Annotated in this window: 28 protein-coding genes and 1 other RNA gene; 22 read left to right on the forward strand and 7 right to left on the reverse strand. The window is 51.4% G+C overall.

What is annotated here, in order from left to right; translation table 11 throughout:
- Positions 1-3 precede the first annotated feature (3 nt).
- The 15 genes from IDM48_RS04550 to IDM48_RS04620 all read left to right on the forward strand — a co-directional run bounded on the left by IDM48_RS04550 (position 4) and on the right by IDM48_RS04620 (position 10,898).
- The gene (locus tag IDM48_RS04550) at positions 4-141 is read left to right on the forward strand and encodes a hypothetical protein (protein ID WP_186303205.1); all 138 of its coding nucleotides are present in this window, start codon (positions 4-6) and stop codon (positions 139-141) included.
- The gene (locus tag IDM48_RS04555) at positions 142-2,301 is read left to right on the forward strand and encodes a spherulation-specific family 4 protein (RefSeq protein WP_190618266.1); all 2,160 of its coding nucleotides are present in this window, start codon (positions 142-144) and stop codon (positions 2,299-2,301) included. It begins immediately after the preceding gene.
- A gap of 63 nt (positions 2,302-2,364) precedes the next feature.
- The gene (locus IDM48_RS04560) at positions 2,365-2,721 is read left to right on the forward strand and encodes a hypothetical protein (RefSeq protein ID WP_190618268.1); all 357 of its coding nucleotides are present in this window, start codon (positions 2,365-2,367) and stop codon (positions 2,719-2,721) included.
- On the forward strand, positions 2,721-3,161 hold the full coding sequence (locus IDM48_RS04565; protein ID WP_190618270.1) for a hypothetical protein: 441 nt from the start codon (positions 2,721-2,723) through the stop codon (positions 3,159-3,161). Before IDM48_RS04560 ends, IDM48_RS04565 begins: the two co-directional genes overlap by 1 nt.
- A complete protein-coding gene (locus IDM48_RS04570; RefSeq protein ID WP_190618272.1) occupies positions 3,161-3,523 on the forward strand; it encodes a hypothetical protein in 363 nt (120 codons plus the stop codon). The genes IDM48_RS04565 and IDM48_RS04570 overlap by 1 nt, the downstream gene beginning before the upstream one ends.
- Before the next feature lie 66 nt (positions 3,524-3,589).
- A complete protein-coding gene (locus IDM48_RS04575) occupies positions 3,590-4,444 on the forward strand; it encodes a glycoside hydrolase family 16 protein (protein WP_190618274.1) in 855 nt (284 codons plus the stop codon).
- A gap of 62 nt (positions 4,445-4,506) precedes the next feature.
- Positions 4,507-6,051 (forward strand): GH25 family lysozyme, encoded by a 1,545-nt coding sequence (locus IDM48_RS04580; protein WP_190618276.1) that lies wholly within the window; start codon positions 4,507-4,509, stop codon positions 6,049-6,051.
- Positions 6,051-6,497: a hypothetical protein gene (locus tag IDM48_RS04585; protein ID WP_190618278.1), complete on the forward strand. Its 447-nt coding sequence runs from the start codon at positions 6,051-6,053 to the stop codon at positions 6,495-6,497. The genes IDM48_RS04580 and IDM48_RS04585 overlap by 1 nt, the downstream gene beginning before the upstream one ends.
- A 248-nt stretch (positions 6,498-6,745) precedes the next feature.
- Positions 6,746-7,138, forward strand: a complete 393-nt coding sequence (locus IDM48_RS04590) for a TadE/TadG family type IV pilus assembly protein (protein ID WP_068171625.1) — start codon at positions 6,746-6,748, stop codon at positions 7,136-7,138.
- Entirely contained in the window at positions 7,119-7,595 is a 477-nt protein-coding gene (locus IDM48_RS04595) for a pilus assembly protein TadE (protein ID WP_141669413.1), read from the forward strand. Before IDM48_RS04590 ends, IDM48_RS04595 begins: the two co-directional genes overlap by 20 nt.
- Positions 7,592-8,041: a pilus assembly protein TadG-related protein gene (locus tag IDM48_RS04600; RefSeq protein ID WP_190618280.1), complete on the forward strand. Its 450-nt coding sequence runs from the start codon at positions 7,592-7,594 to the stop codon at positions 8,039-8,041. The genes IDM48_RS04595 and IDM48_RS04600 overlap by 4 nt, the downstream gene beginning before the upstream one ends.
- A gap of 41 nt (positions 8,042-8,082) precedes the next feature.
- Positions 8,083-9,198 (forward strand): peptide chain release factor 2, encoded by a 1,116-nt coding sequence (gene prfB / locus IDM48_RS04605; RefSeq protein WP_068171615.1) that lies wholly within the window; start codon positions 8,083-8,085, stop codon positions 9,196-9,198.
- 7 nt (positions 9,199-9,205) lie between these two features.
- Positions 9,206-9,697: an SsrA-binding protein SmpB gene (smpB, locus tag IDM48_RS04610; protein ID WP_068171662.1), complete on the forward strand. Its 492-nt coding sequence runs from the start codon at positions 9,206-9,208 to the stop codon at positions 9,695-9,697.
- A 153-nt stretch (positions 9,698-9,850) separates the two neighbouring features.
- Positions 9,851-10,220: a transfer-messenger RNA gene (gene ssrA, locus IDM48_RS04615) on the forward strand.
- A 138-nt stretch (positions 10,221-10,358) separates the two neighbouring features.
- Positions 10,359-10,898 carry a DUF4190 domain-containing protein gene (locus tag IDM48_RS04620; protein WP_141669412.1) on the forward strand — a complete coding sequence of 180 codons (540 nt, stop codon included), beginning with the start codon at positions 10,359-10,361 and terminating at the stop codon, positions 10,896-10,898.
- Between the two features lie 65 nt (positions 10,899-10,963).
- Here the strand turns inward: IDM48_RS04620 and hisN are convergent, their stop codons facing one another.
- From hisN to IDM48_RS04640, 4 genes are all read right to left on the reverse strand, one after another.
- The gene (gene hisN / locus IDM48_RS04625; RefSeq protein ID WP_190618282.1) at positions 10,964-11,770 is read right to left on the reverse strand and encodes a histidinol-phosphatase; all 807 of its coding nucleotides are present in this window, start codon (positions 11,768-11,770) and stop codon (positions 10,964-10,966) included.
- A 51-nt stretch (positions 11,771-11,821) separates the two neighbouring features.
- Entirely contained in the window at positions 11,822-12,910 is a 1,089-nt protein-coding gene (rsgA, locus tag IDM48_RS04630; protein ID WP_190618644.1) for a ribosome small subunit-dependent GTPase A, read from the reverse strand.
- The gene (gene aroA, locus IDM48_RS04635; protein WP_238398047.1) at positions 12,903-14,273 is read right to left on the reverse strand and encodes a 3-phosphoshikimate 1-carboxyvinyltransferase; all 1,371 of its coding nucleotides are present in this window, start codon (positions 14,271-14,273) and stop codon (positions 12,903-12,905) included. The genes rsgA and aroA overlap by 8 nt, the downstream gene beginning before the upstream one ends.
- Positions 14,274-14,380: 107 nt before the next feature.
- Entirely contained in the window at positions 14,381-14,893 is a 513-nt protein-coding gene (locus IDM48_RS04640; RefSeq protein WP_190618285.1) for a DoxX family membrane protein, read from the reverse strand.
- Between the two features lie 224 nt (positions 14,894-15,117).
- Here IDM48_RS04640 and IDM48_RS04645 point away from each other — a divergent pair, with 224 nt between their 5' ends.
- Both IDM48_RS04645 and rsrA read left to right on the forward strand, forming a co-directional pair.
- Complete coding sequence (locus IDM48_RS04645) at positions 15,118-15,771, forward strand: sigma-70 family RNA polymerase sigma factor (protein WP_190618287.1); 654 nt, start codon at positions 15,118-15,120, stop codon at positions 15,769-15,771.
- A 1-nt stretch (position 15,772) separates the two neighbouring features.
- Positions 15,773-16,042 carry a mycothiol system anti-sigma-R factor gene (rsrA, locus tag IDM48_RS04650; protein WP_145173369.1) on the forward strand — a complete coding sequence of 90 codons (270 nt, stop codon included), beginning with the start codon at positions 15,773-15,775 and terminating at the stop codon, positions 16,040-16,042.
- A gap of 95 nt (positions 16,043-16,137) precedes the next feature.
- Here the strand turns inward: rsrA and IDM48_RS11860 are convergent, their stop codons facing one another.
- From IDM48_RS11860 to IDM48_RS04660, 3 genes are all read right to left on the reverse strand, one after another.
- On the reverse strand, positions 16,138-16,212 hold the full coding sequence (locus IDM48_RS11860) for a 50S ribosomal protein bL37 (RefSeq protein ID WP_369796768.1): 75 nt from the start codon (positions 16,210-16,212) through the stop codon (positions 16,138-16,140).
- Positions 16,213-16,358: 146 nt separating this feature from the next.
- Positions 16,359-16,958: a GDSL-type esterase/lipase family protein gene (locus tag IDM48_RS04655; RefSeq protein WP_145173366.1), complete on the reverse strand. Its 600-nt coding sequence runs from the start codon at positions 16,956-16,958 to the stop codon at positions 16,359-16,361.
- A gap of 190 nt (positions 16,959-17,148) precedes the next feature.
- Positions 17,149-20,889: a multifunctional oxoglutarate decarboxylase/oxoglutarate dehydrogenase thiamine pyrophosphate-binding subunit/dihydrolipoyllysine-residue succinyltransferase subunit gene (locus IDM48_RS04660; protein WP_190618288.1), complete on the reverse strand. Its 3,741-nt coding sequence runs from the start codon at positions 20,887-20,889 to the stop codon at positions 17,149-17,151.
- A gap of 308 nt (positions 20,890-21,197) precedes the next feature.
- Here IDM48_RS04660 and IDM48_RS04665 point away from each other — a divergent pair, with 308 nt between their 5' ends.
- From IDM48_RS04665 to IDM48_RS04685, 5 genes are all read left to right on the forward strand, one after another.
- Positions 21,198-22,535 (forward strand): hemolysin family protein, encoded by a 1,338-nt coding sequence (locus tag IDM48_RS04665; RefSeq protein WP_190618290.1) that lies wholly within the window; start codon positions 21,198-21,200, stop codon positions 22,533-22,535.
- A complete protein-coding gene (locus IDM48_RS04670; protein WP_068171590.1) occupies positions 22,535-23,629 on the forward strand; it encodes a hemolysin family protein in 1,095 nt (364 codons plus the stop codon). Before IDM48_RS04665 ends, IDM48_RS04670 begins: the two co-directional genes overlap by 1 nt.
- A 173-nt stretch (positions 23,630-23,802) precedes the next feature.
- A complete protein-coding gene (locus IDM48_RS04675) occupies positions 23,803-24,762 on the forward strand; it encodes a metal ABC transporter solute-binding protein, Zn/Mn family (protein ID WP_190618292.1) in 960 nt (319 codons plus the stop codon).
- A 2-nt stretch (positions 24,763-24,764) separates the two neighbouring features.
- Entirely contained in the window at positions 24,765-25,649 is an 885-nt protein-coding gene (locus IDM48_RS04680) for a metal ABC transporter ATP-binding protein (protein ID WP_190618294.1), read from the forward strand.
- Positions 25,646-26,557 carry a metal ABC transporter permease gene (locus IDM48_RS04685; protein ID WP_190618296.1) on the forward strand — a complete coding sequence of 304 codons (912 nt, stop codon included), beginning with the start codon at positions 25,646-25,648 and terminating at the stop codon, positions 26,555-26,557. The genes IDM48_RS04680 and IDM48_RS04685 overlap by 4 nt, the downstream gene beginning before the upstream one ends.
- The last annotated feature ends 13 nt before the right edge of the window (positions 26,558-26,570 follow it).

The following is a 26,570-nucleotide window of genomic DNA, read 5'->3' on the forward strand; positions in this document are numbered from 1 at the left end:
TATATGGCTGAAAAAATGACGTATGAGCAGCTGGAAGCTAAAGCGGCTTTCCTAACGCAGCAAGTTCATCAGTTGCAGGATGCGCTTCTGGATTATCAGATTCGTGCGGGGGATATTTCCCTTAAAGAGCAGGGGGAGTAAATGGAATTTATGAATGTGACGGGGGCGTTTTACGCCCCTGACGGTGAACCGCTTTCGGGGTCGATGACGTTGAAACCGTCCGTGCCGGTTATTCGGGTCTCGGATGGTGTGGTGGTGCAGTCTGAGGTGTCTTTCCCTGTGGTTGAGGGGAAGCTTTCGGGTCGTGTGGTTGCCCCGTCTGATGGTGTGAACCCTTCTGCCTGGTCGTATCGGGTTGTTTTCAAGTTGAAGCGTCCCCGCAATTTTAGTGTGAGTCTGCGTGGGTTTGATTTCCCGGCTCAGGCTGGGACGGTTGATTTGAACGCGGTTGCTCCTGTTCCGTCGCCGGTGGTGGGGGATTATGTGACCCGTGGTGAGCGTGGCGCGGATGGTGTGTCCGTTGTGTCGGTTGCCGCTGATGGGTCTGACCTTGTTTTCACTATGTCTAATGGTGAAACTTTCCGTACTGTTCTGCCGGTAGTCCCTGGTAAGGATGGTGTTGTTGGTCGAGACGGTAGGGACGGCGGGGAAGTTTCGGGGCAGTTGCACCGTTTCTTCTCACCTATCACTTACTTCTGGGCTGACTGGTACAACCGGGATAGCTCTAAGTGGCTCAGGGTCACTCGTGGGATGCCTCTTGGTTTCGTTATCCTGAATATCGGTAACGGTTCTGGGGTTTCTCTTGACCCTGATTTTTTGGAGCAGTCGAAGCGTGCCCGTAACGCGGGGGCTAAGCTGCTGGGTTATGTCCGTACTGATTATGGTAGGCGTGACCGTGCGGAGATTCTTGCGGAGATCCGTAACCACCGTGATTGGTATCAGGTTGATGGTGTTTTCCTCGATGAAGGGATCAACGGCTGGGGTGAGCAGGAGTCTCTTGTCCCGGCTTTTGTTGAACTGTACCAGGATATTAAGAGCGAGTTCGGGGATGAGTTCACGGTTGTCACTAACCCCGGCTCGAACACGGTTCAGGCTCTCGTTGATGCTTCTGATGTTCAGATGTGCTTCGAGAATAGTGCTGATAAGTATCTTGATGCCACGTTCCCTGATTTCTATCAGCAGTACCCGGCGGAGCGGTTCTGGCATGTTATCCATGATGCGACTGTGGAGAACGTTCACGCGGTTTTGGAGCGGGCGACGTATCTTCGTGCCGGTCACTTGTACGTGACTGATGATAAGTTCGTGCCTTCTGGTGACCCGCAATCCCCGGCATCTAACCCTTATGACGATGTGCCCTCTCAGCCTATCCTTGACGCTCAACGGTATTGGGTGACTGGGACTGACACGTTAGATTCTGCTCTTGCTGAGATTCCAGCAGGAGCAGACGGGCGCGGTATCCTGTCCATCACTTCTGATGGCGATATTGGCACGGTTACTTATTCTGATGGGTCTCAGAGTAGTTTTGTGTTACCGCGTGGGTTGCAGGGAGAACGTGGTGAGCGTGGAGAAACTGGCGCGCAAGGTGTTCCTGGTGCTTCTAATACGCTTTCTATTGGGACTGTCACAGGTGGGTCTACTGCCTCAGCCACGGTCACTGGGTCGTCTCCTAACCAGGTGTTGAACCTTGTTCTCCCTAAGGGGGATAAGGGAGATACCGGAGCTGTTGGCCCGCAAGGTCCAGCCGGTAACGTCACGGTGTCGCAGTCGGCTTCCACGATTCAGGGTAATGGTTATCCGGAGGGTGTTGTTTCTGCCCCGGTTGGTTCGCTTTATGTTGATTTGTTGGAGACGAACGGTGCGGTGATGTGGCGTAAGAAGTCTGGTACTGGCTCGACGGGTTGGGTTGTGTTGAAAGGTGACACAGGCTGGCGCAAGGTAAGCGCGGACACGTCTGTCATTGCCCCGTCTTATGCTGATGCGGCGATGGGTGGCTCTGGTCGAGGGTCACACGCTATCCGCCGTATCGACAATCAGATTCATTGGCTTACCTACTGGTATCAGAACTCTTCTACTAGCGGGAAGTTCGCTGAGTTGCCTAAAGGCTTTTGGGGGCAGAATACGGTTCCTGGCACCAACTATTATGGCACACAAGAGGTCGCTCGTCTGGGGAACACCACCATACAACAACAGAATGGGCAACGCCTTATGGTCACTTCGATGAATATCGGTGAGCTACGTTTTTATGCTCAGTGGAATACAGATGACCCGTACCCTAATACTTTGCCTGGTTCACCGGCATAAACAACATTTCAATTCACATGCACCCCTGCAGGGTGCTTTTTCTATATCAAGGAGAAAACAATAATGGCTTCATCAAAAGCTATCATCTCAGCCGCACGCGACAACGACCTCCGCGAACGCGCCATCGCACTAGCCGCGGAGGGACGATTCGACAAAAACCCACAGTACTTTGTGGAATCAAACCTTTTCCAACTCGCATCAGCACCTATCAACGGCAACGGCGACACCGTAGCATCCATGTACGAATATGCTCAGGTGCAATACGAAACCAAAAAGAAAGAACTCGCTCAAAAACTAGCAGAGTTGGAGGAAAAACGCCCTGGTGCTGACCCTGCTTCTGTGACCGATGAGCACTTGAAGTACGCTCTTGATTATTTGACGAAGCAAAACGCAACCGGAGAGGGCGAAACGGGCATCTAATGCGCGGCAAACACTTCTTCCAAGACTGGTGGGCGCACCTGCCAGTCCCTAAAGGCGCGTCCATTTTCATGGCAACCGCCTACCTCATGTTCATAGTGCAAGGAATCGTCAATTTCGCTTCCCCCGGTGAGAATGCCTGGCTCCTTATCGACTGGCAGAGGTTCGTGGTCAACATGGTGCTGGTGGTAGGCGGCGCTATCGGTGCTTTCTCTACCTTGCGCGGTCTGTGGCTGTTCGAGCGTCCAGCGATTATCCTTGTCGGCGGAATGTACGTTGTCCACGCTCTATGGGTCATCACCGACGCAGACGATGACGGTTCTGTGTACTGGCAGGTAGCTATCCGAATGACTATCATCATTCTTCTACTGTGCAAGCGGTACATGCAGATCAGGTGGGCGCTCCTTGACCCCCACACTGCTACTCATAAAAAGGTAGGGTGATGATGCATTTTGACGAATCGTCCCCCATCGTCCAAATAATCCTCTGGCTTTTTGTTGGAGGTGGCGGTGCGAAACTTTACACCGCTTGGCGTGACTATAAGTCAGGTAAAGCTAAGAGTGAGCTAGAGAAGAATCAGCTGCTACTTTCTGAGAAGAAGGAAGCGGAGGAAGCGCGCCGGTGTGAGCTGGAATCTGCTAAGGCTGAAGCTGAGGCAGAAGGCAAACGTGCTGATGATGAGGCGCGTAAACGCCGCCTGGTTGAGGAGGCTCTTGCTGATACGCGTCGAGTGTGTATCCAGCAGCATGGTGTGGAGCCTTCTTCACTTCCCCCGTGGCCCGAATATAACCGTGACCCTTCATAGGGTCTTTTTTGTTGCCCCGGCACGGGTTTGTGCCGGGGCTTTTCTATGAATGAATTGAGGTAGTTTGTGCGCAACGACGTACTAAACACAATCCCTAACTGGGTTGAAGATTTCGAGGGTAAAACCACCGTAGATGAAACCATCTTCACGGCTGACGGCAAACCCAAAGGCACTTACAACGGCGAGTCATACGTCTTAGAGGACTGGGGTGTCATCCGCGAAGACCAGGCTTGCATACGAGATAACCAGCTAGTTCTATCTATGACAAAACGTGATAACCCTAAAGTTTTCAAGAGTGACCCCGTCCAGAAGGAACGCTGGCATAACACCGCTTGGCTGCGTACCCGTGGCAAGGTGGAGTTAGTTCAGGGAGCGGTGGAGATGGTCGCCAAGTTCCCTTGCCCCCCTGGGTTTTGGGCTGGCGGTTGGGCACGCGCCACGGTGTCTCAGGGCGAGGTTGATTTCTTTGAGTCACCTGGGCGGCTAGGGAAAAACCCTAACCCGGCGGCGCATGATTTGAATAACCGCTATACGGCTACCGTGCATTACAAGCAGGACGGCACGGACAAGGTGGGCGTGGAGTCTCCTATTACGCCAGCTAATTTGGGCGGGGACTTCCACACTTACGGGTTTATCAAGACCTCGGAGGAGGTCATTATTTATTTTGAACGTGAAGAGATTCATCGTGTGAAGCGTTCTGATAACCCCACCAAGTTTGATGCGGCGTTCCCTCCTGGTGAGCCGTTGTACCTTCTGGCTACGACTCAGGCTGGTTCTAAGTGGTTTGGTCTACCGAATGATGACACGCCGGATCATTGTGAGCTGGTGATTGACCGGGTTACTGTTTGGGATTTCGATAATCCTGTTTCTGGCCAGGGGGAGTATTCGAGTACCCCGGTTTATGGCTCGTCTTCTAGCTAATCGTTCTGCCCCGGCAACAACCTCGCCGGGGCTTCTTATCTCCCCCCTGAAAGGAGGGAATCATGCTAAATGGTATCGATGTTTCCAACTATCAAGCTGGGCTGTCTCAGGACGTTATGGCGAAAGCGGATGTGATTATCTGCAAAGCTACTGAGGGCACGGGCTACCAAGACCCGCATTTACCTGACCTTTTTACGAAGGCAGTAAGCGCCGGCAAGAAAGTTGGTGCTTATCATTTCTGGCGTCCCGGTGCTTCTGGCACTGTGCAGGCTGACTACTTTGTGGACTACCTCCAGGCTACGCAGATGTCTCCTGATTTCGCTGTCCTCGACTTTGAGGATGAATCTGACCTAGCCAATGAGGCTGGCGCGGTGGAGTTTATGCGCCGCGTCCAAGAGCGCCTAGGAATCCCGGTATGGTTTTACGTCTATGTCGCCCCGCTAAAACAGTATGGGTACTGGAAGATCCGTAAAAACTTCAAGATTTGGTTGGCTGGCTACTACCTGGGCTATAACCAAATCAACGGTTTTGTGCCGCCGATGAGTCTGGACGAGTACATTCTGTTCAACCAGATTGATTCCACGGGTATTGATTTTGCGGGCTGGCAGTTCACCCCTGTGGGTAGGTTGCCTGGCTATGCGGGTGACCTTGATTTGAACGTCTTTTTTGAGGACGCTTTCACGGGCTCTACCGCCCCGGCTGTAGGTACTGCACAGACGGTTACTTTGGAGCCGGTGACGGGTTACCCGGTGACTCAAAATTTTGGTGACGGTGCAGGTCTCACTGTGAACGGTGTCAAGACGAATGTCGGTGGCGCTCATACCGGCATAGATTTCGCTACTCCGGTTGGCACGTCTGCGGTGGCACTGGAATCTGGCACGGTGCTTTGGGCTGATTGGGGTGCGAATCTTCCTCAGACGAACTGGGCTGACCGTTGGTATCTTGGCGGCGGTGGTTTCGGTGGTCTAGCTATCGACCCCGGCATCGTCGTGGTCATTCAGCATCCAGGTTATATTTCCACCTACTCTCACCTATCAGCGACCAGCCTCAATGTAGGTGATTCAGTTATTCAGGGTCAAGAGGTCGGTAAGACCGGGGCTACTGGTTTTGTAAGCGGAGCACACCTCCACTTCGAAGTGCTTCCCACTCCCACGAATTATCAGACTGACCACACCAATTTGAACATCATTTACGGGCGTGTAGATCCGCGCCCGTATTTTGTGCAGACCGTAGAGAATCAGCGAGTCGTAGATGGTGCAGCTACTTTGAGGGTTGCTTTAGAGAAGGAGAAAAAGGAATTGTCTATTCTGACGGAAAAGTTCAAGAATTTTAAGACTGGTGGGGAGACCGACGCGGCGACTGAGCTGGGTTGGTTGCCTCAGAATTTTCAGACGGTGTTCGAGTCTATTTCGAATATCCGTAAGGAGGTTCTGAATCAGAAGATTTTGAAGCAGGGTGGTACTCAGAAGAAGGGTGAGACTACTTCACTCGCTTTGGAGGTGTCGTACATGGCGGATAATTTCGCGCGTACTCACCAGGCGCTTGACCGTATCGAGAAGCGTATCGCTCAGATTGATGCGCGGCTAAATGAAATCGAGGGTAAGTAATGGCTAAGACCATTGGTACTACTACGCTAGCTTCTACCGGCGGCGGTATGGCTGGCTTTTTTATTGCCCAGACTGTGGTAGATATTTTCCACCTGGAATTATCTGACAATGGCCTCATGGGGCTAGGTTTCCTGCTGGTGGCTATTGGTTCGCTGATTGGTGGTTACTTGTCTCCGTCGAAGCGTGAAGAGCTGGCTAAGGTGATGGCTGAGGCTAATGTTCCTACCGCTCAGGAGATCGCGCAGGAGGTCGCTGTTGTTGCTCCTACGGCTGTTGTTCCTTCTGCTGGTGAGGTTGCTCAGGCTGTTGTTGCTGCGCAGTCTGATGTTTCCCCGGCCGTTTCGCCAACCATAAACATTTCGGCTCCTGATGGAGTTTCCCCTGATGTTTTTGGGAAGCGGTTTGCTTCTTCGGTGGCTGTTGATTCTGACGTGCTTGTTCCGTAAATAAAGGTTTGCCCCTCCTGGCTTCGGCTGGGAGGGGCTTATTTTTGTGCTCAAAAGTGGTGAGTTTATGGTGAGTATTGCCTATTAGGGGTATTTATAGGTTGTTATTTCAGGGGTTTGTTGTCATCACAATGATGACCGCCATCCTTGTGGCTGCCTTGTTGGTCGTTGCTCAGGATGCCCTGGTCAACATGTTCAATAACGCCATGTCTATGGTCAGCAAATAGATTCTTCTACGGGTTTTTAGCATGTATTCACCCCTTCAGAACGACACCAAAGAACGCGGTAATGTTACCGCCGAGTTCGTGATGGTCAGCGCTTTGGTGTTGATGCTCTTTGGCGTCGTTCTGCAAATTGCTTTTGCGCTCTATGCCCGCAATATCATGCTCGATGCGGCATCTGCCGGCGCACGCTATGGAACTCTGCTGGATAGAACAGAATCCGAGGGACGAACGCGTACGGAAGAAATCATTGCTGGTGGTCTACCGGATATCTATCAAACAACTGTTTCTAGCTCGGCCGTAACGGTAAACGGGGTCGATGCCATCGAGATAAGAGTCCACGGCACGTTACCTGTGGTTGGTCCTTTCGGATTCGATCAGGGGATTGAGGTGAGCGGACATGCAATCGTCCAAAAATAGAAATAGCTGGTACCAGACGCTTCGGCACAAAATTACCTCTATAGCTAGTGTCAATAACTCAGAAGAGGGCAACGCGATGGTGGAATTTATTGGTCTAGGTTTTATGCTCATGGTGCCCACCATTTACTTTTTGCTCTCCGTTTTCGCTGTGCAATCCGGTACCATGGCCGCCCACGCCGCTGCAGATCAAGCTGCTCAGACAATATCTAACCAGCCGCTAGATCAGATGAATTCTCAGACTGCGCAACAGGCAGCACAGTTTGCTGCTCGTGACTATGGGATTGAACCGGAGAACCTGCGCGTTGCTGTAAGTTGTGGAAATGACTGCTCCCAGTCTGACTCCATCCGTGTGAGCACAACTGTACAAGTCCAACTCCCTCTTATTCCTTGGGTCAGGGGAGCTTCCTTTGCAGAAGTCTCTTCCTCTTCATTCGTTTGGGGAGGCAGGTATCGATGAAAGCAGATTTTGCACGCGCAGCTGATGAAGAAGGTAGCATCATGCTTCTTCTGATTGGTTTAGGCGTTGTTCTGTTGATACTGGCGACTGTGGTAATAGGCATTACATCCGTCTATATACAGCAGCAACAACTTCAAAATCTTTCCGACCAGCTCAGCTCCGCTGCTGCCCAGCGAGTAACGGGGTTATCCAGCGGTTCAGATAAGCCTTATGTACGACTCACTAACGCAGCGGTTTCAGAAACAGTGAGCCAGACCCTTGAACAGACGGGGGCTGTACAGGAATTCGAAGCATTGAGAATCTCGAATCCTACGGGAGCACCCGATACAAACACCGCGCAAGTCACGCTCAGCGCCCGTGCGAGGATTCCGCTCGTCTCCATAGTTCTCCCAGAAGGTGTAGAAATTACAGCTACAAGCTCAGCGCGTAGTGAGCTGCAACAGTAACACCACACTAAAAATTCATATATCGGCTAGGCTTAAGAGTCATGGCTTCAATAGACTTTTCCTCAGAAATCAAGAATTTACGATTCACCTATGCATCCATCGCACAGGTGAGTGATATTGATGCGCTCAAAAAATCTATTGCAGAGCTTTCCGAAGAAGCTGGTGCTCCGAGCCTCTGGGACGATCCTGAGAAGGCGCAGAAGATAACTTCACAACTCTCACATCGCCAGTCCGAACTCGAAAGGCTTACCCAAACTGAAGAGAGCATTAACGATCTTGAAGCAATGGTCGAGTTAGCTGAGGAAGAAGACGAAGCTGATTTGCTGGCAGAAGCTGAGGAAGACCTCAAAGTTATTGCCAAAAAACTGGCTGAACTCGAAGTTGTTACCCTGCTATCGGGTGAATACGATCAGCGGGAAGCTGTAGTCACCATTCGTTCAGGTGCGGGAGGCGTGGACGCTGCAGATTTCGCTGAGATGCTTCAGCGGATGTATTTACGGTGGGCAGAATCTCATGGATTTACCACCCAGATTCTTGATACCTCCTTTGCCGAAGAAGCCGGCATCAAATCGACGACTTTCGAGGTTCAAGCACCGTACGCTTATGGACGTCTATCTATCGAAGCGGGAACCCATCGATTGGTGCGTATTTCTCCCTTTAACAGCCAGGGGAAACGCATGACGTCGTTCGCTGCGGTGGAGGTAATTCCACTGATCGAGCAAACGGAATTCATCGATATTCCAGACACCGAAATCAAAGTGGATGTATTCCGAAGTTCTGGTCCTGGAGGTCAGTCAGTGAACACTACTGACTCTGCGGTTCGACTGACCCATATACCCACGGGAATCGTGGTATCGATGCAGAATGAAAAATCGCAGATACAGAACCGCGCTGCTGCTCTTCGCGTTCTTCAATCCAGATTGCTCTTGCTCAAGAAAGAACAAGAGGATGCCAAAAAGAAGGAATTAGCAGGCGACGTCAAGGCATCCTGGGGTGATCAAATGCGCTCCTACGTGCTGAACCCTTACCAAATGGTTAAAGACCTCCGCACTAACCATGAAGAGGGAAACCCCTCTGCAGTATTTGATGGCAAAATTGATGATTTTATTGATGCTGGCATTCGCTGGAGAGCATCAATGCGAAACGAAAAAGAATAAGAAAATGATGGCAGCACAGAAGAAAAAAAAGACTGAAGACCCGAATAATAAAGTAGTTGCATCGAACAGAAAAGCTCGCCACAACTACAACATCGTAGATACCTACGAAGCTGGATTGCAGCTCATGGGTACCGAAGTAAAATCCCTGCGAGATGGGGGAGTTAACATTACTGAAGGCTTCTGCCAGATGTACGGTAACGAGCTTTGGCTGGAAGGCATAAATATCGCCGAATATGGGCGAGGTTCGTGGACCAACCACCAAGCAAGACGCCGTCGAAAACTGCTCTTGCACCGCTATGAAATTGATAAGATTGCGCAGAAACTCAACGAAACGGGTTACACGGCAGTTCCCCTGCGCATCTATTTCTCTAACGGTAAAGCGAAGGCTGAAATCGCGCTAGCTACCGGTAAACGAGAGTTCGACAAACGCCACGCGCTCCGTGAGCGCCAGGACAACTTGGAAGCCGCCCGCGCTATGCGGTATAAGAATCTTGGCTAGTGATAACGGCTACCTCTTATTGCTGGCTCTTGGCAAATAAGTTGTGTCGGTGTAGACTGAAGAGTCCTGCCCGGATTGGTCCTGTAGGTAAATTTAGGCTTTATCAAGCAGATAACTTTCTGGAATAGGTAAGCTCTTTGAAAAAAGAATATTGGGGATGATCGGTTTCGACGATGTGAGTTGAAACAGGTGAAGCGTGCCGAGGATGTAGAGGACACTCGTAAATACCCTCTGCAAAACAATAAGTGCAAAACAAAATCGCACTGACTTCGCACTCGCTGCCTAAGCGCGAGTCCAGTCTGTCGGCCTGAGTTCGCCTTTGACTCAGTACCCGGCATCAACTTAGAAGGCCACTGCTTTATGCCCTCGTCGTAGGGGCATAAGGGACTCTTATACGAATAGGTTCGGCGGCATATGTGTTTACGCAAGTGCCGGAGCCGAAAACACCACTACGTAAACTACGCACGTAGAAGCCCTGTTGAAAACACATCGGACCGGGGTTCGATTCCCCGCATCTCCACGATTAGCCCCCTTCTCTATGAGAAGGGGGCTTTTTTTGTGCCCTTTTTCTTCTATTCTCGCTCTTGAGCTATACATTTCGGGTGAGTGGCTGTGATTGAATAGAAATACATATTTTCTGCGGATAAGGTCTTTTGCTCTGATGCCATCATTTTCTGCTTCATCTCCCCAGCAGCCCGTACAGCCTTCTGCTTCTCATCAAAACCATGTGGAACCATGGCAGCCTGGTTCACTGGCCACACAGTCAGGAGTACCTGAGCAATTTGTGATCCCTGAGAATGTACGTCGCCCATTAGGCGCCCACCCCACTGATGTGAGGGGACGTGGTTATGTTTTGGCGTTTGGCGGACTCGTATCGGCAGTCTTTTCTATCGGTGCCGTCATTTTTTTGGCACTAGGTGCCGCCGGTCTGAGCTTGGTTCCTGCGGTCTTAGGAATCGTCCTGGGAATTATGGCACTACGACGTACTCGCCCTTCAGACCCTCAATTCTTTTACCGCCGGGCGCGCCTCATGGCAATTGGTGCAATCGTGGTGGGAGCCATAGGAACTATTCTGAGTATTGGTGCAATGATTCTCTCAGTATGGCTCTTTAGCGAGATTTCAGATTGTAGCGCCTATGAACCGGGTACAACGGAGTATCAAGAATGCCAAAATCCACCGTCGAATACTTCGATTTTCTAAAAGAATAGTTTTCTCATCAAAATACCCGCCCTGCTCAGGCGGGTATTTTTGTGAGATTCGGCTATTTAATCGCCTAATTTTCTGTCTGTGCCGAGGAAATCAAGGGCGTTTCGGTGTAAATGTCCGTTGCTGGCCAGCGCATTTCTGCCGTGAGGTCCGTTTTCGCCTGCTAACGACGTCAAGCGTCCGCCCGCTTCGGTCACGATGGGGACTAAAGCGGCAATATCGTAAAGATTCAGTTCAGGTTCGGCCGCAATATCGACCGCCCCTTCAGCCACCATGCAATAGGACCAAAAATCTCCATAAGCGCGCGTGCGCCACACATTATCAGTGAGGTCGATGAATCGATCTCGAATACCCAGTTCCTTCCACCCGCTCATCGAAGAATAAGAAAAAGAAGCGTCAGAGAGGTTTGAAACACCGGATACTGAAATGCGTGTTGCCTTGGCAATAGAACGCCCGGTATAGGCTCCGGTGCCTTGAGCAGCCCACCACCGGCGCTGCAAGGCAGGCGCTGAGACTACACCTAGTACCGGCTTCCCATGATCCATCAGAGAAATCAAAGTCGCCCATACCGGTACGCCACGTACAAAATTCTTGGTGCCGTCAATAGGATCAATGACCCACTGACGAGGGGACGAGCCGGTTTCCCCAAATTCCTCCCCTAAAACAGAATCTCTGGTGCGAACTCGCGAAAGCTGGCTACGGATGAGCTGTTCTGCCTCTTTGTCCGCGTCAGTCACTGGAGTCAAATCCGGCTTGGTCTCCACGGTGAAATCCTGATTCTGAAACCGCGATAGAGTGAGACGATCCACGCTGTCAGCAAGGATGTGGGCGAGCCGGAGGTCATCGGTATAGGTGTTTGCACTCATAAGAAATCATTTTCTCATAGAAATATAGGGGTTGACGGGGCAAAACAATTATTACTCGACTATACCGAGCTCTTTTTCAGACCCAACTTCGGGGTTTTCTTCAACGCCAAGTAATTTGCGCAACGAGTCTAAGCGAGCAGGGCCTGAAGCACCTGCCTTGCCCTCTGCCACAAATGCTGTAATACCGCAGCCCGCCGCAGTTCTTGAATGTGAACATCCCTTAGGGCAGCCAGCACTTGCGGGCGCGAGTTCTGTAAACGCACCCACTATATTTTCAGCGGGGATATGAGCCAATCCAAAGGAGCGGATACCCGGTGTATCGATAATCCAGGTATCGGCGGGGGCATCCTGAGGTTGCAATGCCAGCGCCGAAGACGACGTATGGCGGCCACGACCCGTGACCGCATTAACATGCCCGGTATCTCGGGTAGAGCCTGTCAAAGCGTTAACCAGCGTAGACTTGCCCACGCCTGAGTGGCCAAGAAGCACAGACACCTCTCCCTCCAACAGAGAAGAGATAGTTTCTACGAGGTTAGGGGAGAGACCTTGCGATCCTTCTTCGCTGGGCGCGCGCCCGTCCCTTGACTCAGAAAGCACGATGCGCACGTCCGCCTGCGCAAAGTAATCTAAGAGCTCCTGTGGGTGCTTGAGGTCAGTTTTAGTAATGCACAGAATGGGGCGGATTCCCGCGTCAAAGGCTGCGACCAGAGAACGGTCAATAAATCCTGTGCGCGGTTCGGGATTAGCAGCTGCCACTACAATCACAAGCTGAGTGGCGTTAGCAACCACTACGCGTTCGTAGGGGTCCGTATCATCTGCGCTACGACGAAGCACGGTATCGCGCTCTTCAATCCGTACCAGCCGCGCTAGTGAGCCTTCCTGGCCAGAGGTGTCTCCGACCAGCGCCACGCGGTCACCTACGACCACGGGGTTCCTTCGGAGTTCCTTGGCTCGGACTGCTGTGAGCGTGCGCTCAGTGGGACTACCTTCGTCTACCACTGCCGTGTATCGACCGCGATCTACGGTGATAATTCGACCGATTTCGGCGTCTTTATAGCTGGGCCGATCCTTAGTTCGAGGGCGGGACCCTTTTTTGTTGGGCCGTACGCGGATATTTGATTCGTCCCAGTTTCTACGCATGGTCACGAGCGCTTTCTGTCCATTGATTGATCATGTTTTCCCACATGAGGGGAAAATCGGGAAGGGTCTTAGCCACGGTGCCAATATTTTCGACGACGACGCCGGGCACAGCTAAGCCGATGATGGCAGCGGCAGTTGCCATGCGGTGGTCATCATAGGTATGAAATAGTTCACCGTGGGTGACGGGTTGTTCGATGCTCACACCATCTTCTGTTTCTTGAGCATGACCGCCTAATCGATTTACTTCTTCAACAAGGGCGGCTAAACGATCGGTTTCGTGTCCTCGCAGATGGGCAATCCCTGACAGAACACTGGGGGAGCGTGTGAGCGCGCAGAGGGCAGCCACAGTAGGTGCTAGTTCTCCAGATTCTGCTAGGTTGAGGTCTACCCCTGACTGATGAAATTTTTCCGCCTGCGTTGCACCTCTAACCTTCAAGCCGGTGGAATCGTGTTCCACTTTTGCGCCGAATAGAGGCAGGATGGTCTTCCAATGGTCCCCACCTTGGGTGGTGTGTGCTGGCCAGTCGGGTATCAAAATTTCTGCACCTAAGACGGTGGCTGCAGCGAGGAACGGACCGGAATTCGATAAATCAGGCTCGACCGTCACCTCGAAACCTGCATAGGAAGTAGATGGAACCACCCAGCGGTTTTCTTCCACCTGAACGTTGACTCCTACTTCTCGCAATACTTCCAGTGTCATTTCAACATGGGGCATCGACGGAATCGCTGAACCACGATGGTGAATAGTCAATCCCTGCTCAAAGGCGGGTGCGGATAGCAACAGGGCGGAGAGGAATTGGGAGGACCCAGAAGCGTCAATGGTGATTTCCGAAACTTCAATAGAACCGCGAGATTTCATCTCAAACGGCAAAGAATTCTGCTGGGAATCAATATCCACCCCAAGGTCTCGCAGCGCCTGAATTACAGGTTGCAAAGGGCGCTGGCGAGCATGAGAATCTCCATCGAAGCTGAACGTTCCAGGAACTAGTGCTGCAACCGGCGGCACAAAGCGCATGACTGTTCCTGCAAGACCGCAGTCAATGGACGCATGAAAGGGTTCTATTTCTCGTGGGAGGGGGAAAACTCGAAGATCTGGGCCAAAAGGGCTGTCAGTCTCTATTTCCTCTATTCGTACTCCTAAGGCCCGCAACGCTTCGACCATCAACGCAGAATCTCGTGAGTGAAGAGGAGCATGAATAACGGAAGGACTGTGAGCTAGAGCAGCAAGAATCAGATAACGGTTAGTCAAAGATTTAGAACCGGGGGTGCGCACCGTGGCGAACCCGCCCCGAGCAGAAAGTGGTGTTGGCGCTAACCAATCGCCGTCGGGAACCTGTACATCTGAATTTTGAGTTGAAATCACGTTGTCCTTCGCTAGATACGAGCTTGATATCGCACAGTACCTCCAGTTTACGCAATAAAAAGAAGCCTCGCCCAAGAAAGGACGAGGCTTCAAACGCTCACCTGCTATTAGTGGCTGAAGATGTCATCTGACTTATCTTTGAGGTCAGAGGTAATCTGACCGGACTTCTTAGCAATAGTGTTACCGAGCTTGTTGGCGCGCCAAACGAGTGAAGGATTGCCATCGGTATCCACTGCGGTGATCGCAATGGCACCCAGTAGAGAACCGTTGGTCAATGCAGAACGGGTGCGAGCTTTCTTATCTTCCTTGGTGTTTGCCTCGGTAGCAGCGTACTCAACATAGGCGTTGGTTGCGCCGGTAGCCAGAAGGACGACGGAAGAAAGGCGGGGGAGCTTACCTAGGGCAAACAAGCTACCAGCAGCTACCTGAGTAGCTGCAAGTCCCTGACCAAGGAGCTGCTCTTTACCCTTGAGGACGACCAACTGAGGAGCTGACTTAGAAGCGAGGCTTATAGCCTTCTCCAGGTGGCTGTAGTCGTTGGAGTTCTTCAGACGATCAACGCCTGAAAGTACAAAGCTTGATGCAAGTAGGGGGCGTGCTAGTTTACGTACCAGTGACATAATGTTCCTCCCAGCTGACTTTCGCCAGCTATCTCGTAGTTAATTTACTACCTATAATAGTAAGCACGCGAAGTGATTTTGTCATGCGATGACGCGCGAAGAGCATGACAAGGAATATTTTTGCAGACGGTTTGTTGATGTATTCAAGATATACCTATCATCAACTCAATAGCTTTCTCACCCCCAGCGGAAGCACTCCGCTTACTCAGATAAGGAACAGCTGAATGACAGCACAGCATCTCACTGAATCAGTGGGGAACGTGTCTGAAGGATCTGACGTTGATGTTGCACACGAAACGACGGAAGAACGCCGTGCGCGCTTCGAACGAGAAGCGATGCAATATGTGGATCAGCTGTATGCTGCTGCTTTACGCATGGCACGAAATCCTGCGGATGCAGAAGACCTGGTGCAAGAGGCATATACCAAAGCGTATTCTTCATTCCACCAGTACAGGCCAGGGACAAACCTCAAAGCGTGGCTGTACAGGATTTTAACGAATACCTACATCAACCTGTACCGCAAACGTCAACGTGAGCCTCACCAATCGCACACCGATACGGTGGAAGACTGGCAACTCGCGCAAGCGAGTTCCCATGACTCTAAGGGCCTCGAATCAGCAGAAGCTGAAGCACTCAGCCGATTGCCGGATGACGACGTTAAACGGGCGCTTCAATCTATCCCCGAAGAATTTCGAATGGCGGTCTACTATTCCGATGTCGAAGGATTCTCATATAAAGAAATCTCAGGCATCATGAACACGCCCATCGGCACCGTGATGTCACGCCTACACCGCGGGCGAAAGCTTCTCCGGGATTTACTGGCAGACTACGCCGAAGAACATGGCATCAAAAATCAAACAGCTCAGAAGGGAAAATAAGATGACAGAGAAGGAGCAACATCCTTGTTCAGAAAAGCTTGGTCATATTTATGAATACCTCGATGGCACACTCTCCTGCGAAGAATTGCAGGAAATGGACCACCATCTCAAGCACTGCGAACACTGCGCCAGTGAACATGACCTCGAATGCGTTATCCGTTCGGTCGTGAAACGCTCTTGTTGCGAACCTGCACCTGAGAATCTCAAAACTAAGATTTGGGAACGCATTTCAGCATTGCGCGAGAACCAGCATTCTGCCGCAGGGCATTAGCTGAAGTAGCGCTCACGGCAAACGAGGGAGCCCCGCAAAAAAAGAACAGGCCCTGAGCTCAAAAAGCTCAGGGCCTGAAAAGTATTCAAGGTACCTTAAGAATTAGGACGCTTACCGTGGTTAGCGCCATTCTTACGACGGTCCTTGCGCTTACGACCGCGCTTGCTCATCAGAGCCTCCTTATAAATTCAATGCCAACAGTGATACCGTTCGCACTATAAATGTTCTCGAAAATTTCAAGACACTGCCGTCCATTTTCGCACAGTCAGACAGAAATTTCATCTGAGACCGCACGAAACAGCTGAACAGTGAGCCGTTAGACAGGTTCTGGAAGGTTGAGCCAGCTGTACCAACCTCGATGCAGTACGAGCCAAGCCATCAAACCGTAGCCTGACTGACCTGGGCGCCCGTCGTTTGCCGCGAGATCATTACGCCACTGCTCATGGTGAAGAAGCGGATTAAAAGTATCTACGTAGACGTGATTTCGACGGGTCACTACATCCGCGTAGGCTGCGTTTAGATCTGCAATACGGCGGTTGCGTTCTGTATCGAGCGTGGGCGGAGGACCAACTACCAAAACCTTCACATTGTTCTGCGACGCCATGTCCACCATATTGGCGAGGTTCAGACGGCTCCGGGCGCTGGTGATATCCAAATCCACATCAAAAGTAGAAGGAGCAATAACCAAACGATTGTCTGCGCCTTGACCAAAACGACGGCTCGCTTCATCGAACCAACGAGCGTTAAGCAACTCGGTACCTTCGCCAGGTGCCGCCAAATTATAGGCTGCCACCGGAGCGGAATTCTGCGGAGTTCGTGCAAGCACCCGACCAAACCAGCCAAGCGCGCGGGGATCTCCAATACCCGCCAAAAGGTCATCGCCCACGGCAACTAGTCTAATATTTCGCTGATCCACTGAGAATCTTTCTGTCAAAAGTATGGAAAACGGGAAAACCGTTGATGTCCTCGTTTAAGAATAATCGTACTCCACGGGAGAAACCTCCACTTTAGGGTACAAATCCTAGAAAAGTATTTCCCTCATAAATGATGCTGTGCCGCTAAGACACTATTGGTCTCAACGGCACAGCGACCATCACCGAGAAAACTTAGCCTTCAAAAACGTCCGCAATCAAGCTTTCTAGCTCAGCTGCGTGGCGCTTGCCGGTACCCGCTGCAGGAGATGCTGCCGCGCGGCGTGAAGCCAGGCGAACCTTCACATCCAACTCAGGCACCAGATTGACGGCAATGAAAGGCCACTGACCCTGGTTAGCAGGTTCGTCCTGTGCCCAGACAATATCCTTGGCATTGGGATACTTAGCCAACTGTGCTTGAATCTCATCCACGGGAAGCGGATAGAGCTGCTCCACACGGATGATTGCAGTGGTCTTATCGCCGGACTTCTGGCGCTCTGCTTCCAAATCGTAGTAAAGACGACCGGAAACCATGACCAGGCGCTGAACCTCTTCAGCCTTCAGATTGCCGGTATCTTCGAGAACCGGCTTGAACTCACCCTGCGTGAAATCCTCAACTGAGGACGCCGCTGCCTTCAAACGCAAAAGCTGCTTGGGGGTAAAGACAACCAAAGGCTTATGAGGGCGAGAGTGCGCATGGAAGCGCAACAGGTGGAAGTACGACGCCGGGGTAGAAGGCACAGCAACGGTCATATTGTTCTCCGCGCAGAGCTGCAGATAACGTTCCTGACGTGCAGACGAGTGATCCGGTCCCTGACCTTCAAAACCGTGGGGCAAAAGCAGAACCAACGATGAACGCTGAGCCCACTTCTGTTCTGCCGAAGAAATAAATTCATCCACAATGGTTTGAGCGCCGTTGGCGAAGTCACCGAACTGAGCTTCCCACAGCACTAGCGAGTCAGGACGTTCTACGGAGTAACCGTATTCGAATCCCATCACGCCGTATTCAGAGAGGAACGAGTTATAGATATTGAACTGTCCCTGGTTCTCTGAAAGATGCTGCAAAGGATTCCACTCAGCGTCCGTATTCGCATCGTGCAAGACAGTGTGGCGCTGCACGAAGGTGCCGCGCTGAACGTCCTGACCGGACATACGCACGTTAATGCCTTCGAGAAGCAAAGAGCCAAAGGCAGCAAGCTCGCCAAAGCCCCAGTTGATGCCACCCTCAACAGCCATCTTCTCGCGCTGTTCCATGAGCTTCTTCAACTTCTTGTGGGGCTCAAAGCCTTCGGGGAAGTTGACGAAGGACTCACCAATGCTCTTGAGCGTTTCTGCAGAGATGCTGGTGGATTCAGGAACGTTGACAGCATCTTCACTCTGCTGAGCAGCGGGGCGCTCAATGTTAGAGACAGCCGCAGCATCTGCAGTCACGAGAGGCGCTTTGGAGGACTGTGCTTCGTGAGTCTCCGTGAAAATCTGCTCCAGGCGCTGCTGATAATCCTTAAGTGCTCTCTCAGCTTCTTCCTGAGTGATATCTCCGCGACCAACCAAAGATTCGGTGTAAATCTTGCGGGTCGAGTTCTGCGCGCCAATCATTTTGTACATCGAAGGCTGAGTCATCGAAGGATCATCGGCTTCGTTGTGTCCGCGACGGCGGTAGCACAGCAAGTCGATAACGACGTCCTTCTGGAACTTCTGGCGGTACTCAAATGAAAGCTGACCGGCGCGAACTACAGCTTCAGGATCATCTGCATTCACGTGGAAAACAGGTGACTGAATCATACGGGCGACGTCGGTTGCGTAGGTTGAAGAACGACCATCGGAGGGGGTAGTGGTAAAGCCCACTTGATTGTTGACGATAATGTGGACGGTACCACCCGTCTTGTATCCCTCAAGCTGGGACATCTGTAGGGTTTCCATCACAACGCCCTGACCTGCGAATGCGGCATCACCATGAACCAATATGGGAAGCACGGGGAAGGGGTCGGTGTTACCGGCCTCAGCCAAGCTATCTTGCTTAGCTCGCACAATACCTTCTAGAACGGTGTTAGCCGCTTCAAGGTGAGAGGGGTTAGCTGCAAGATAAACCTGAGTCTGGTTGCCGTTATCAGAGGTGAATTCACCTTCGGTACCCAGGTGGTACTTCACATCGCCTGAACCACCTGTGAGGCGGGGATCCATTTCACCTTCGAATTCACGGAAAATCTGAGCGTAAGACTTACCTGCTATGTTGGTCAAAACATTCAGGCGTCCACGGTGAGCCATGCCGATACCTACGCCGTAGAGACCAGCATCAGCTGCTTCAGAGATAACCGAGTCCAACAACGGAATCAGTGATTCGCCGCCTTCGAGCGAGAAACGCTTCTGTCCGAGGTACTTCGTCTGCAAGAAAGTTTCAAAAGCTTCAGCAGCATTCAGCTTGCCTAGAACACGGAACTGCTCTTCGCGGGTGGGCTTGGTGTACCCATTTTCCAGTTTGGTCTGGAACCACTGACGTTCTTCAGGGTTCTCAATGTGCATATATTCCACGCCAATGGTGCGGCAGTATGCCTCGCGCAACAAGTCCAAGATCGTGCGCAATGAGAGGAAATCCTTGCCTCCAAAACCACCGGTGGGCCAGAAACGGTCAAGATCCCACAGGGTTAGACCATAGTTTTCCAACTGCAAATCCGGGTGCGAGAGCATCTCATAACCCAGTGGATTGGTCTGAGCTATCAAGTGACCACGCACGCGGTAGGCGTGGATGAGCTGCTGGATACGAGCAACCTTAGAAACTTCTGATTCAGGATTGACTTGGTTGTCTACTGCCCAGCGGACGGGCTCAAAAGGAATACGAAGGTCTTCAAAAATCTGGTCGTAGAAACCATCTCCACCGAGCAAGAAGTGCTCAATCTGGCGGAGGAATTCACCGGAACCTGCGCCCTGAATAACCCGGTGATCGTAGGTGGAAGTCAAGGTCAGAATCTTTGAAACGCCCTGGCGAGCAAGAGTCTTTTCTGAGGCTCCGCGGAATTCAGCGGGGTAGTTGAGTGCACCAACACCCACGATGCATGCCTGACCCTTTGAAAGGCGAGGCACCGAATGGACGGTGCCAATGCCTCCGGGGTTAGTCAACGAAATGGTCGTTCCACGGAAATCTTCAATGCCCAACTCGCCCTTGCGACCGCGCTGTACGATGTCGTCGTATTCTTTCCAGAACTGAGAGAAACTCAGCTCTTCAGCACCCTTGACGTTGGGTACGACGAGGTTGCGCGAGCCGTCGGGGCGGGGGATGTCGATAGCCAACCCGAAATTGATATGCGCGGGGTGAATGGCAACAGGCTTACCCTTGTCATTGGTTCCATACAGAACGTTCATGGACGGAATGGCTGCTGCCGCACGAATTACAGCGTAACCAATAATGTGGGTGAACGAAATCTTTCCACCGCGGGTGCGCTTGAGGTACTCGTTGATGGCTACACGGTTATCGATAAGTAGCTTGGCAGGTACAGCGCGAACCGTAGTTGCAGTAGGGACCTCAAGGGATTCCTCCATGGTGGTAACAACCGCTTTAGCAGGACCGCGCAGTGGAACTTCTTTGTCCTCGGCAGGTTCTTGGTTCTTGGATTCCTCAGAGGCAGGCTTGGGCTCAGTAGCTTTGCGAGGGGCAGGAACCGTTCCGGTCTTGGACGGGCTAGCCTTCTCAACCGTCGGAGAAGCGGACTGGGTAGCTGACGCCGCGGGCGCAGTTTTCTTCGCCGGTGAAGACTCTGCGAACTCCTGAGAAGCTTGAGACTCGGAGGAGGAAGACTTCTCACCCTGCATCTGCTCGAAAATGGGCCACCACTTCTTTTCTACTGAGTTCTTGTCTTGCTGAAATTTTTCAAAAAGCTCTTCAACGAGCCATTCGTTACCAGCGAATTCTTCGGGCACCTGGTGCTCTGAAATATTGGGCACAGTTGCTACGCCTCTTCCATTGTGATGATGAAGTATTTCCAGAACCACACGACTCCGCCGTATAGAGGGGAGCTCGATCTGAAATTATTTTTTATGCGAAGACCTCTGTTCGGTTCCTCGCATACTTATTTTCAGTTTAGTAACTTTTTACCCTAACTTTCTACTCTCTCGCTTCGTTAACGAAAGATGAATTCCCCAGAGAGCTGAATATTAGTGATGAAGCTCCGTCTTGTTGTCTAAACAGGAATTTTCTAGCGCTCGGAGAAATCATAGATGTAGCTTTTTGAGCGCTGGTAATATTTCATGGCATGGAATGGATTCTGCTTGTCGTTGGTATGTTACTGATTCTTGGAACCGGATTTTTTGTGGCAGTGGAATTTTCCATGGTTGCGCTGGATCAGAGTTCTGTTCAGCAAGAGATTAATAAGGGTGATAAAGCTGGCGAAAAAGTACTTGCGTGTCTGAAATCCCTGTCTACGCAGCTCTCGAGTTGCCAGATTGGTATTACTATCACCACGTTGCTTACAGGCTATACCCTGGACTTTGCGATTCAGGATTTAGCGGTAGACGCTATCTCAAGCTGGGGCTTGCCGGAAAATATCGCTCGTATCATGACCCTTATTTTGGCTATGGGCATTGCAACGCTGCTGTCCATGCTTCTAGGCGAGCTCATTCCTAAAAATTTGGCAATCGCTGAGCCCTATCGGGTGGCACGTCAGCTAGCTCCCTGGCAACTAATGTTCACCAAGGTGATGCACCCGATTGTGCATGTATTGAATGGTTCAGCGAATAAGATTCTGCATCTCTTTGGGATGGAAGCTAAGGAAGAACTTTCCGGTGCTCGCTCTCCAGAAGAGTTGTCATCGATGATTAAGCGATCTGCAGAGCAGGGCACGCTTGATCAGGATACAGCTCGATTTGTGGATAAGACTTTGTCTTTTGCTGAGCTTACGGCAGCGGATGTGATGACTCCGCGCCGTAAAGTCACCATGTTGGAAGATACTGTTCCCGTTTCCGAAATTATTGAGGCTGCTAAGGCTACCGGCTACTCTCGTTTCCCCCTCTATCGGGAGGACCAGGACAACGTGGTCGGAGCAGTACACGTGAAGAAGGCTGTCAGCGTTCCAGCCGATGTGCGTGAAACGCTTGAGGCAGGCACGCTGATGGAAGAAGTCATCAAAGTCCCCGAAACCCTGCACCTTGATGCGCTACTTCTTCAGTTGCGCGAAGGTGCGTTGCAACTCGCCATCGTCCTTGACGAGTACGGCGGAACCGCTGGCATGACCACACTCGAAGACCTAGTAGAGGAAATCGTGGGTGAAGTCTCTGACGAGCACGAACTCGCTGGAGTGGAAGAACGCCCGCTCATGCTGGGCTCAGGAGATTGGCTATTTTCTGGTCTCTTGCGCCCCGATGAAGTCAACGAATATATCGATGTTCTTGAAATCGAAGACGATCCCGCTTATGAAACCGTAGGCGGATTCCTCATGGACCGGTTGGGGCGAATTCCCGAAACAGGGGATGACCTTCCCCTTGAAAATGGCATTCTCAAAGTTGAAGCCATGGAACATTGGAGAGTGGACCGCATCCGCTATATTCCCCATAAACCTGAAATTCTTGAAGCCGCACGTGGAGGTGCACAGTAATGAGTGACTGGACAGCCCTAGGACTTCTGGTATTGCTCCTTGCCGGTAACGCCTTCTTTGTGGCGGGGGAGTTCGCCATCATGTCGACTCGCCGCTCCCAAATGGAACCGCTTGCCGACTCAGGCAACAAAAGGGCGCAGACCGTTCTGTATGCCCTAGAACATGTATCGCTCATGCTCGCTACCTGCCAGCTGGGTATTACCGTTTGTTCTTTGTTAATTCTCAATGTCTCCGAACCAGCTCTGCACCATCTGGTGGCCGGGCCCCTAGAGCATCTGGGCATTCCTCTCGCTGTAGCAGATATTGCTGCTTTCTTGATTGCACTGATTATCGTCACCTTCTTGCACGTTATTTTGGGGGAGATGGTTCCCAAGAACGCTGCTGTGTCCTTGGCATCTGAAGGTGTTGCACTATGGATTGCTCCGCCTTTGGTTCTGCTCTCGCGTATCTTCCGTCCCATTGTCGGATTCCTCAACTGGGTAGCTGACCACACGTTGCGCTTGATGAAGGTGGAGCCCAAATCTGAGGTATCCTCCACTTTTACCTTGGATGAGCTTCAAAATATCGTGGCGGAATCAACTGCTGAGGGAACGGTGGACGACGGATCCGGCGTCCTCTCTGGCGCATTGGAGTTTTCCGAAAAGAACGTTGAAGAAATTATGGTTCCTCGCGAGAAGCTAGTGACTTTGAAGTTCCCCTGCTCGCCTATGGATCTTGAGAGCCTGGTGGCTCATACCGGATTCTCTCGATACATCATCGAGGATGCCAACGACGGCACCTACATGGGCTATGTCCACATCAAGGATGTGCTGGGGATACCCAAGGAGCGTTCGTCGCGGACTATTCCTTGGTCCAAGATCCGTCAGATGTCGATTGTTCAGCCAGGGGTAGATATCGATGATGCTCTGGCTATCATGCAGCGAAACCGCGCCCATATCTCCCACGTAGTAAGTCAACAAGGGGAGTCGCTAGGCGTGCTATTTCTTGAAGACATTTTGGAAGAGCTAGTAGGTGAAATCAAGGACACTACACAGGAGCATGTGCGCCGTCGTGAGGCAGCTTCTGTTCGGGCAGGAAGTTCGGCTGCCGATTAGAGCTAACTCTCGTTGATTTTCGGTTTCGTAATTTATTTTATTTTATGATGGTGCCCCGCAAGAAGCGGGGCACCACTATTTTGGTGGAAGATTCACTCAGGGAATTGCGAACCATTCGCTCTAAGGAGTATGTTAGTTGAGAATCGTTTTCAAAAATAGTCTGGAGAATATCCGTGAAACTCGTCCTTCGCAGCGTAGCTCTCGCCTCTGCAGGTGCCTTAGCACTCACGGGATGCGGCGCTCAGAATTCCGCCTCTGACTCGAAAGACGACGTCGTGAAAGTAGTAACAACTACCGACGTTTACGCCGATGTCGTACGGCAGATAGCAGGGGACAAAGTCGAAGTTACTTCCCTCATCTCATCCACCAGCCAGGATCCCCACTCCTATGAAGCAACCGCTTCAGACCGCTTGAAAGTCAAAGATGCGGATCTTGTGGTGCTCAACGGCGGCGGTTACGATCAATTCCTCGAAGACATGGCAGGCACCGATAACCCAGACCAAAAAGTTGTCAATGCAGTAGAGGAATCAGGACTATTCTCCGAAGAAGAGATAAAGGAACTCACTGAGGGCCATCAGCATTCTGAGGGGGAAGAACATACTCACGATCATGGCTCCCTCAACGAACACGTTTGGTACAGCCTGGATGCCATGAAAAAGGCATCTGAAGCAGTAGCAACAGAACTTAAAGCTGTGGATTCTACAGATGCGGATACTTTTGCGAAAAATAGCGAAAGCTTTGAAGCTAAGCTCGACACCTTAAAGAAAGACGCCGAAAGTCTAAATGCAAAAGGTAAACACTTTATTGCTACGGAGCCCGTACCTAATTACCTCTTGCAGACAACCGGCATGGAAGATGTCACCCCAGCAGATTTCACCGCAGCGATAGAGGACGGCTCAGATGTAGCTCCACTAACATTGCAGGAAATCAAAGACCAACTCGCTAACGGTTCTGTTAACTTTCTGGGTTACAACGAACAAACCTCATCCAACCAGACCAATGAAGTGCTCAAAACCGCTCAGGAACACCATGTAGCCAACGCATCATTTTATGAAACCCTCCCTGAAGGCAAGAGCTACGTAGACTGGATGAACGATAATATTTCCAACATCAAACAGGCTGTTGATCAATAAGTATGAACCCACAACACCCCCGGATTTCCCAGGCATCTATCGCTGTCCACAACGGTGAACTCTCCTTTGGCTCCCGCAAACTATGGAGTGAACTGGATTTGACGATCCAGCAAGGGGAGTACTTTGCAGTGCTTGGGCCCAATGGCTCTGGCAAATCCACTTTTTTGAAAGTGGTGCTAGGGCTAACCCAACTCAACAGCGGTAGCATTTCCGTTCTGGGTTCACCTGCTAAGACTGGCAATCCAGGAGTTGGCTACATTCCTCAGCAACGTCCGCTACCTACTAATGCGCCTCTGCGTGCTCGCGATTTTGTGGGCTTGGGAATCGACGGGCACAAATGGGGGATTCGTGTAGGGAACAAGAAGCAAAACGCTGTGATTGACCAGCTTCTAGAAGCTGTAGGCGCAACCGAATACGCCAAGGTTCCCATTGGATTACTCTCTGGTGGGGAGCAACAAAGGCTGCGTATCGCGCAGGCCCTAGCCAATGATCCTCAGATTTTGTTGGCAGATGAAGCGTTATTATCTCTGGATTTAAATCACCAGTACGCGGTCTCTGATTTGATACACCGCTATAACAAAGAGAAAAATGCCACCGTGGTGTTCGTGACCCACGAAATCAACCCTATTATTGATCATGTCGATCGGGTGCTCTATCTAGCCAACGGTCGCTTCACCGTGGGAACGGTTGAAGAGGTCATGCGAAGTGAAGTGCTCTCGGATCTTTACCAGACCCAAGTTACCGTGATTCGAACCAACGGCCGCTACGTCGTCGTGGGAGGTGACGCCAATGCTCCTCTGGATATCAGCGCAGGCGACATTACGCACCCCCATTGCAGCGACCACGGGCTTGGTTCAACCTACGCAGAGCGGGAGATTCGCGCATGATTCATCTAATAGTTGCACTCACTGCCTCTGAATTTTGGTCCAAAATTTTTGTTTTCGACCGTTACGGAGAATTGGTTCAGCTACTGAGCCAGTCAATATTGGCTGGTGCGGTACTGGGGGTTATCGGTGGCTTTGTGGGGATGTTTGTGATGATGCGCGACCATGCCTTTGCGGTGCATGGTATCGCTGAAATGTCTTTTGCCGGTGCTGCCCTCTTCTTGTTACTAGGATTTGACGTAGTCACGGGATCGCTGGTGGGTTCTATTGCTTCGGCTATTCTCATTGGGTTGTTGGGTGTCAAGCGTAGCGAATCTAACTCTGTCATTGGTGCCCTGATGCCCTTTGGCCTCGGGCTGGGCATTCTGTTTCTATCGATGTATGAAGGACGAGCAAACAACAAGTTTTCGCTGTTGACTGGGCAGATTGTATCGGTGGACGATTCACAGCTTCTGGAAATGATCATCGGCGCCGTCATCGTAGTGGCGGCTCTGACTCTAGTTTGGCGACCGCTAACTTTCGCTTCTCTTGACCCTGAGGTGGCACGTGCCAAAGGAGTTCCGCTTCGCGCACTGTCGTTGCTGTTTATGGTGATTTTGGGTATCGCTGTTGCGCTGTCTGTTCAGGTAGTGGGTTCTTTGCTCGTGCTAGCCCTACTGATCACGCCCTCTGCGGCGGCTCTGCAAGTAACGTCGTCACCGCTGAAGGCTTTGATATTTTCGGTGCTATTTGCAGAGATTTCCATGGTGGGCGGCATGCTGTTGGCTCTGGCAGGATCCCTTCCTATTAGCCCCTACGTTACGACCATCTCGTTCATCATTTACGTGCTGTGCAGGATTGTAGCCGGAGTACGAGGACGTCATAGCGCTTCTGGACGAGGCGAGACGCAACCTCAGAAGATTGCTGCTTAAAGTGTTATTTGGG

This window comes from Rothia amarae, from assembly GCF_014705945.2.
Lineage (GTDB): Bacteria > Actinomycetota > Actinomycetes > Actinomycetales > Micrococcaceae > Rothia > Rothia amarae.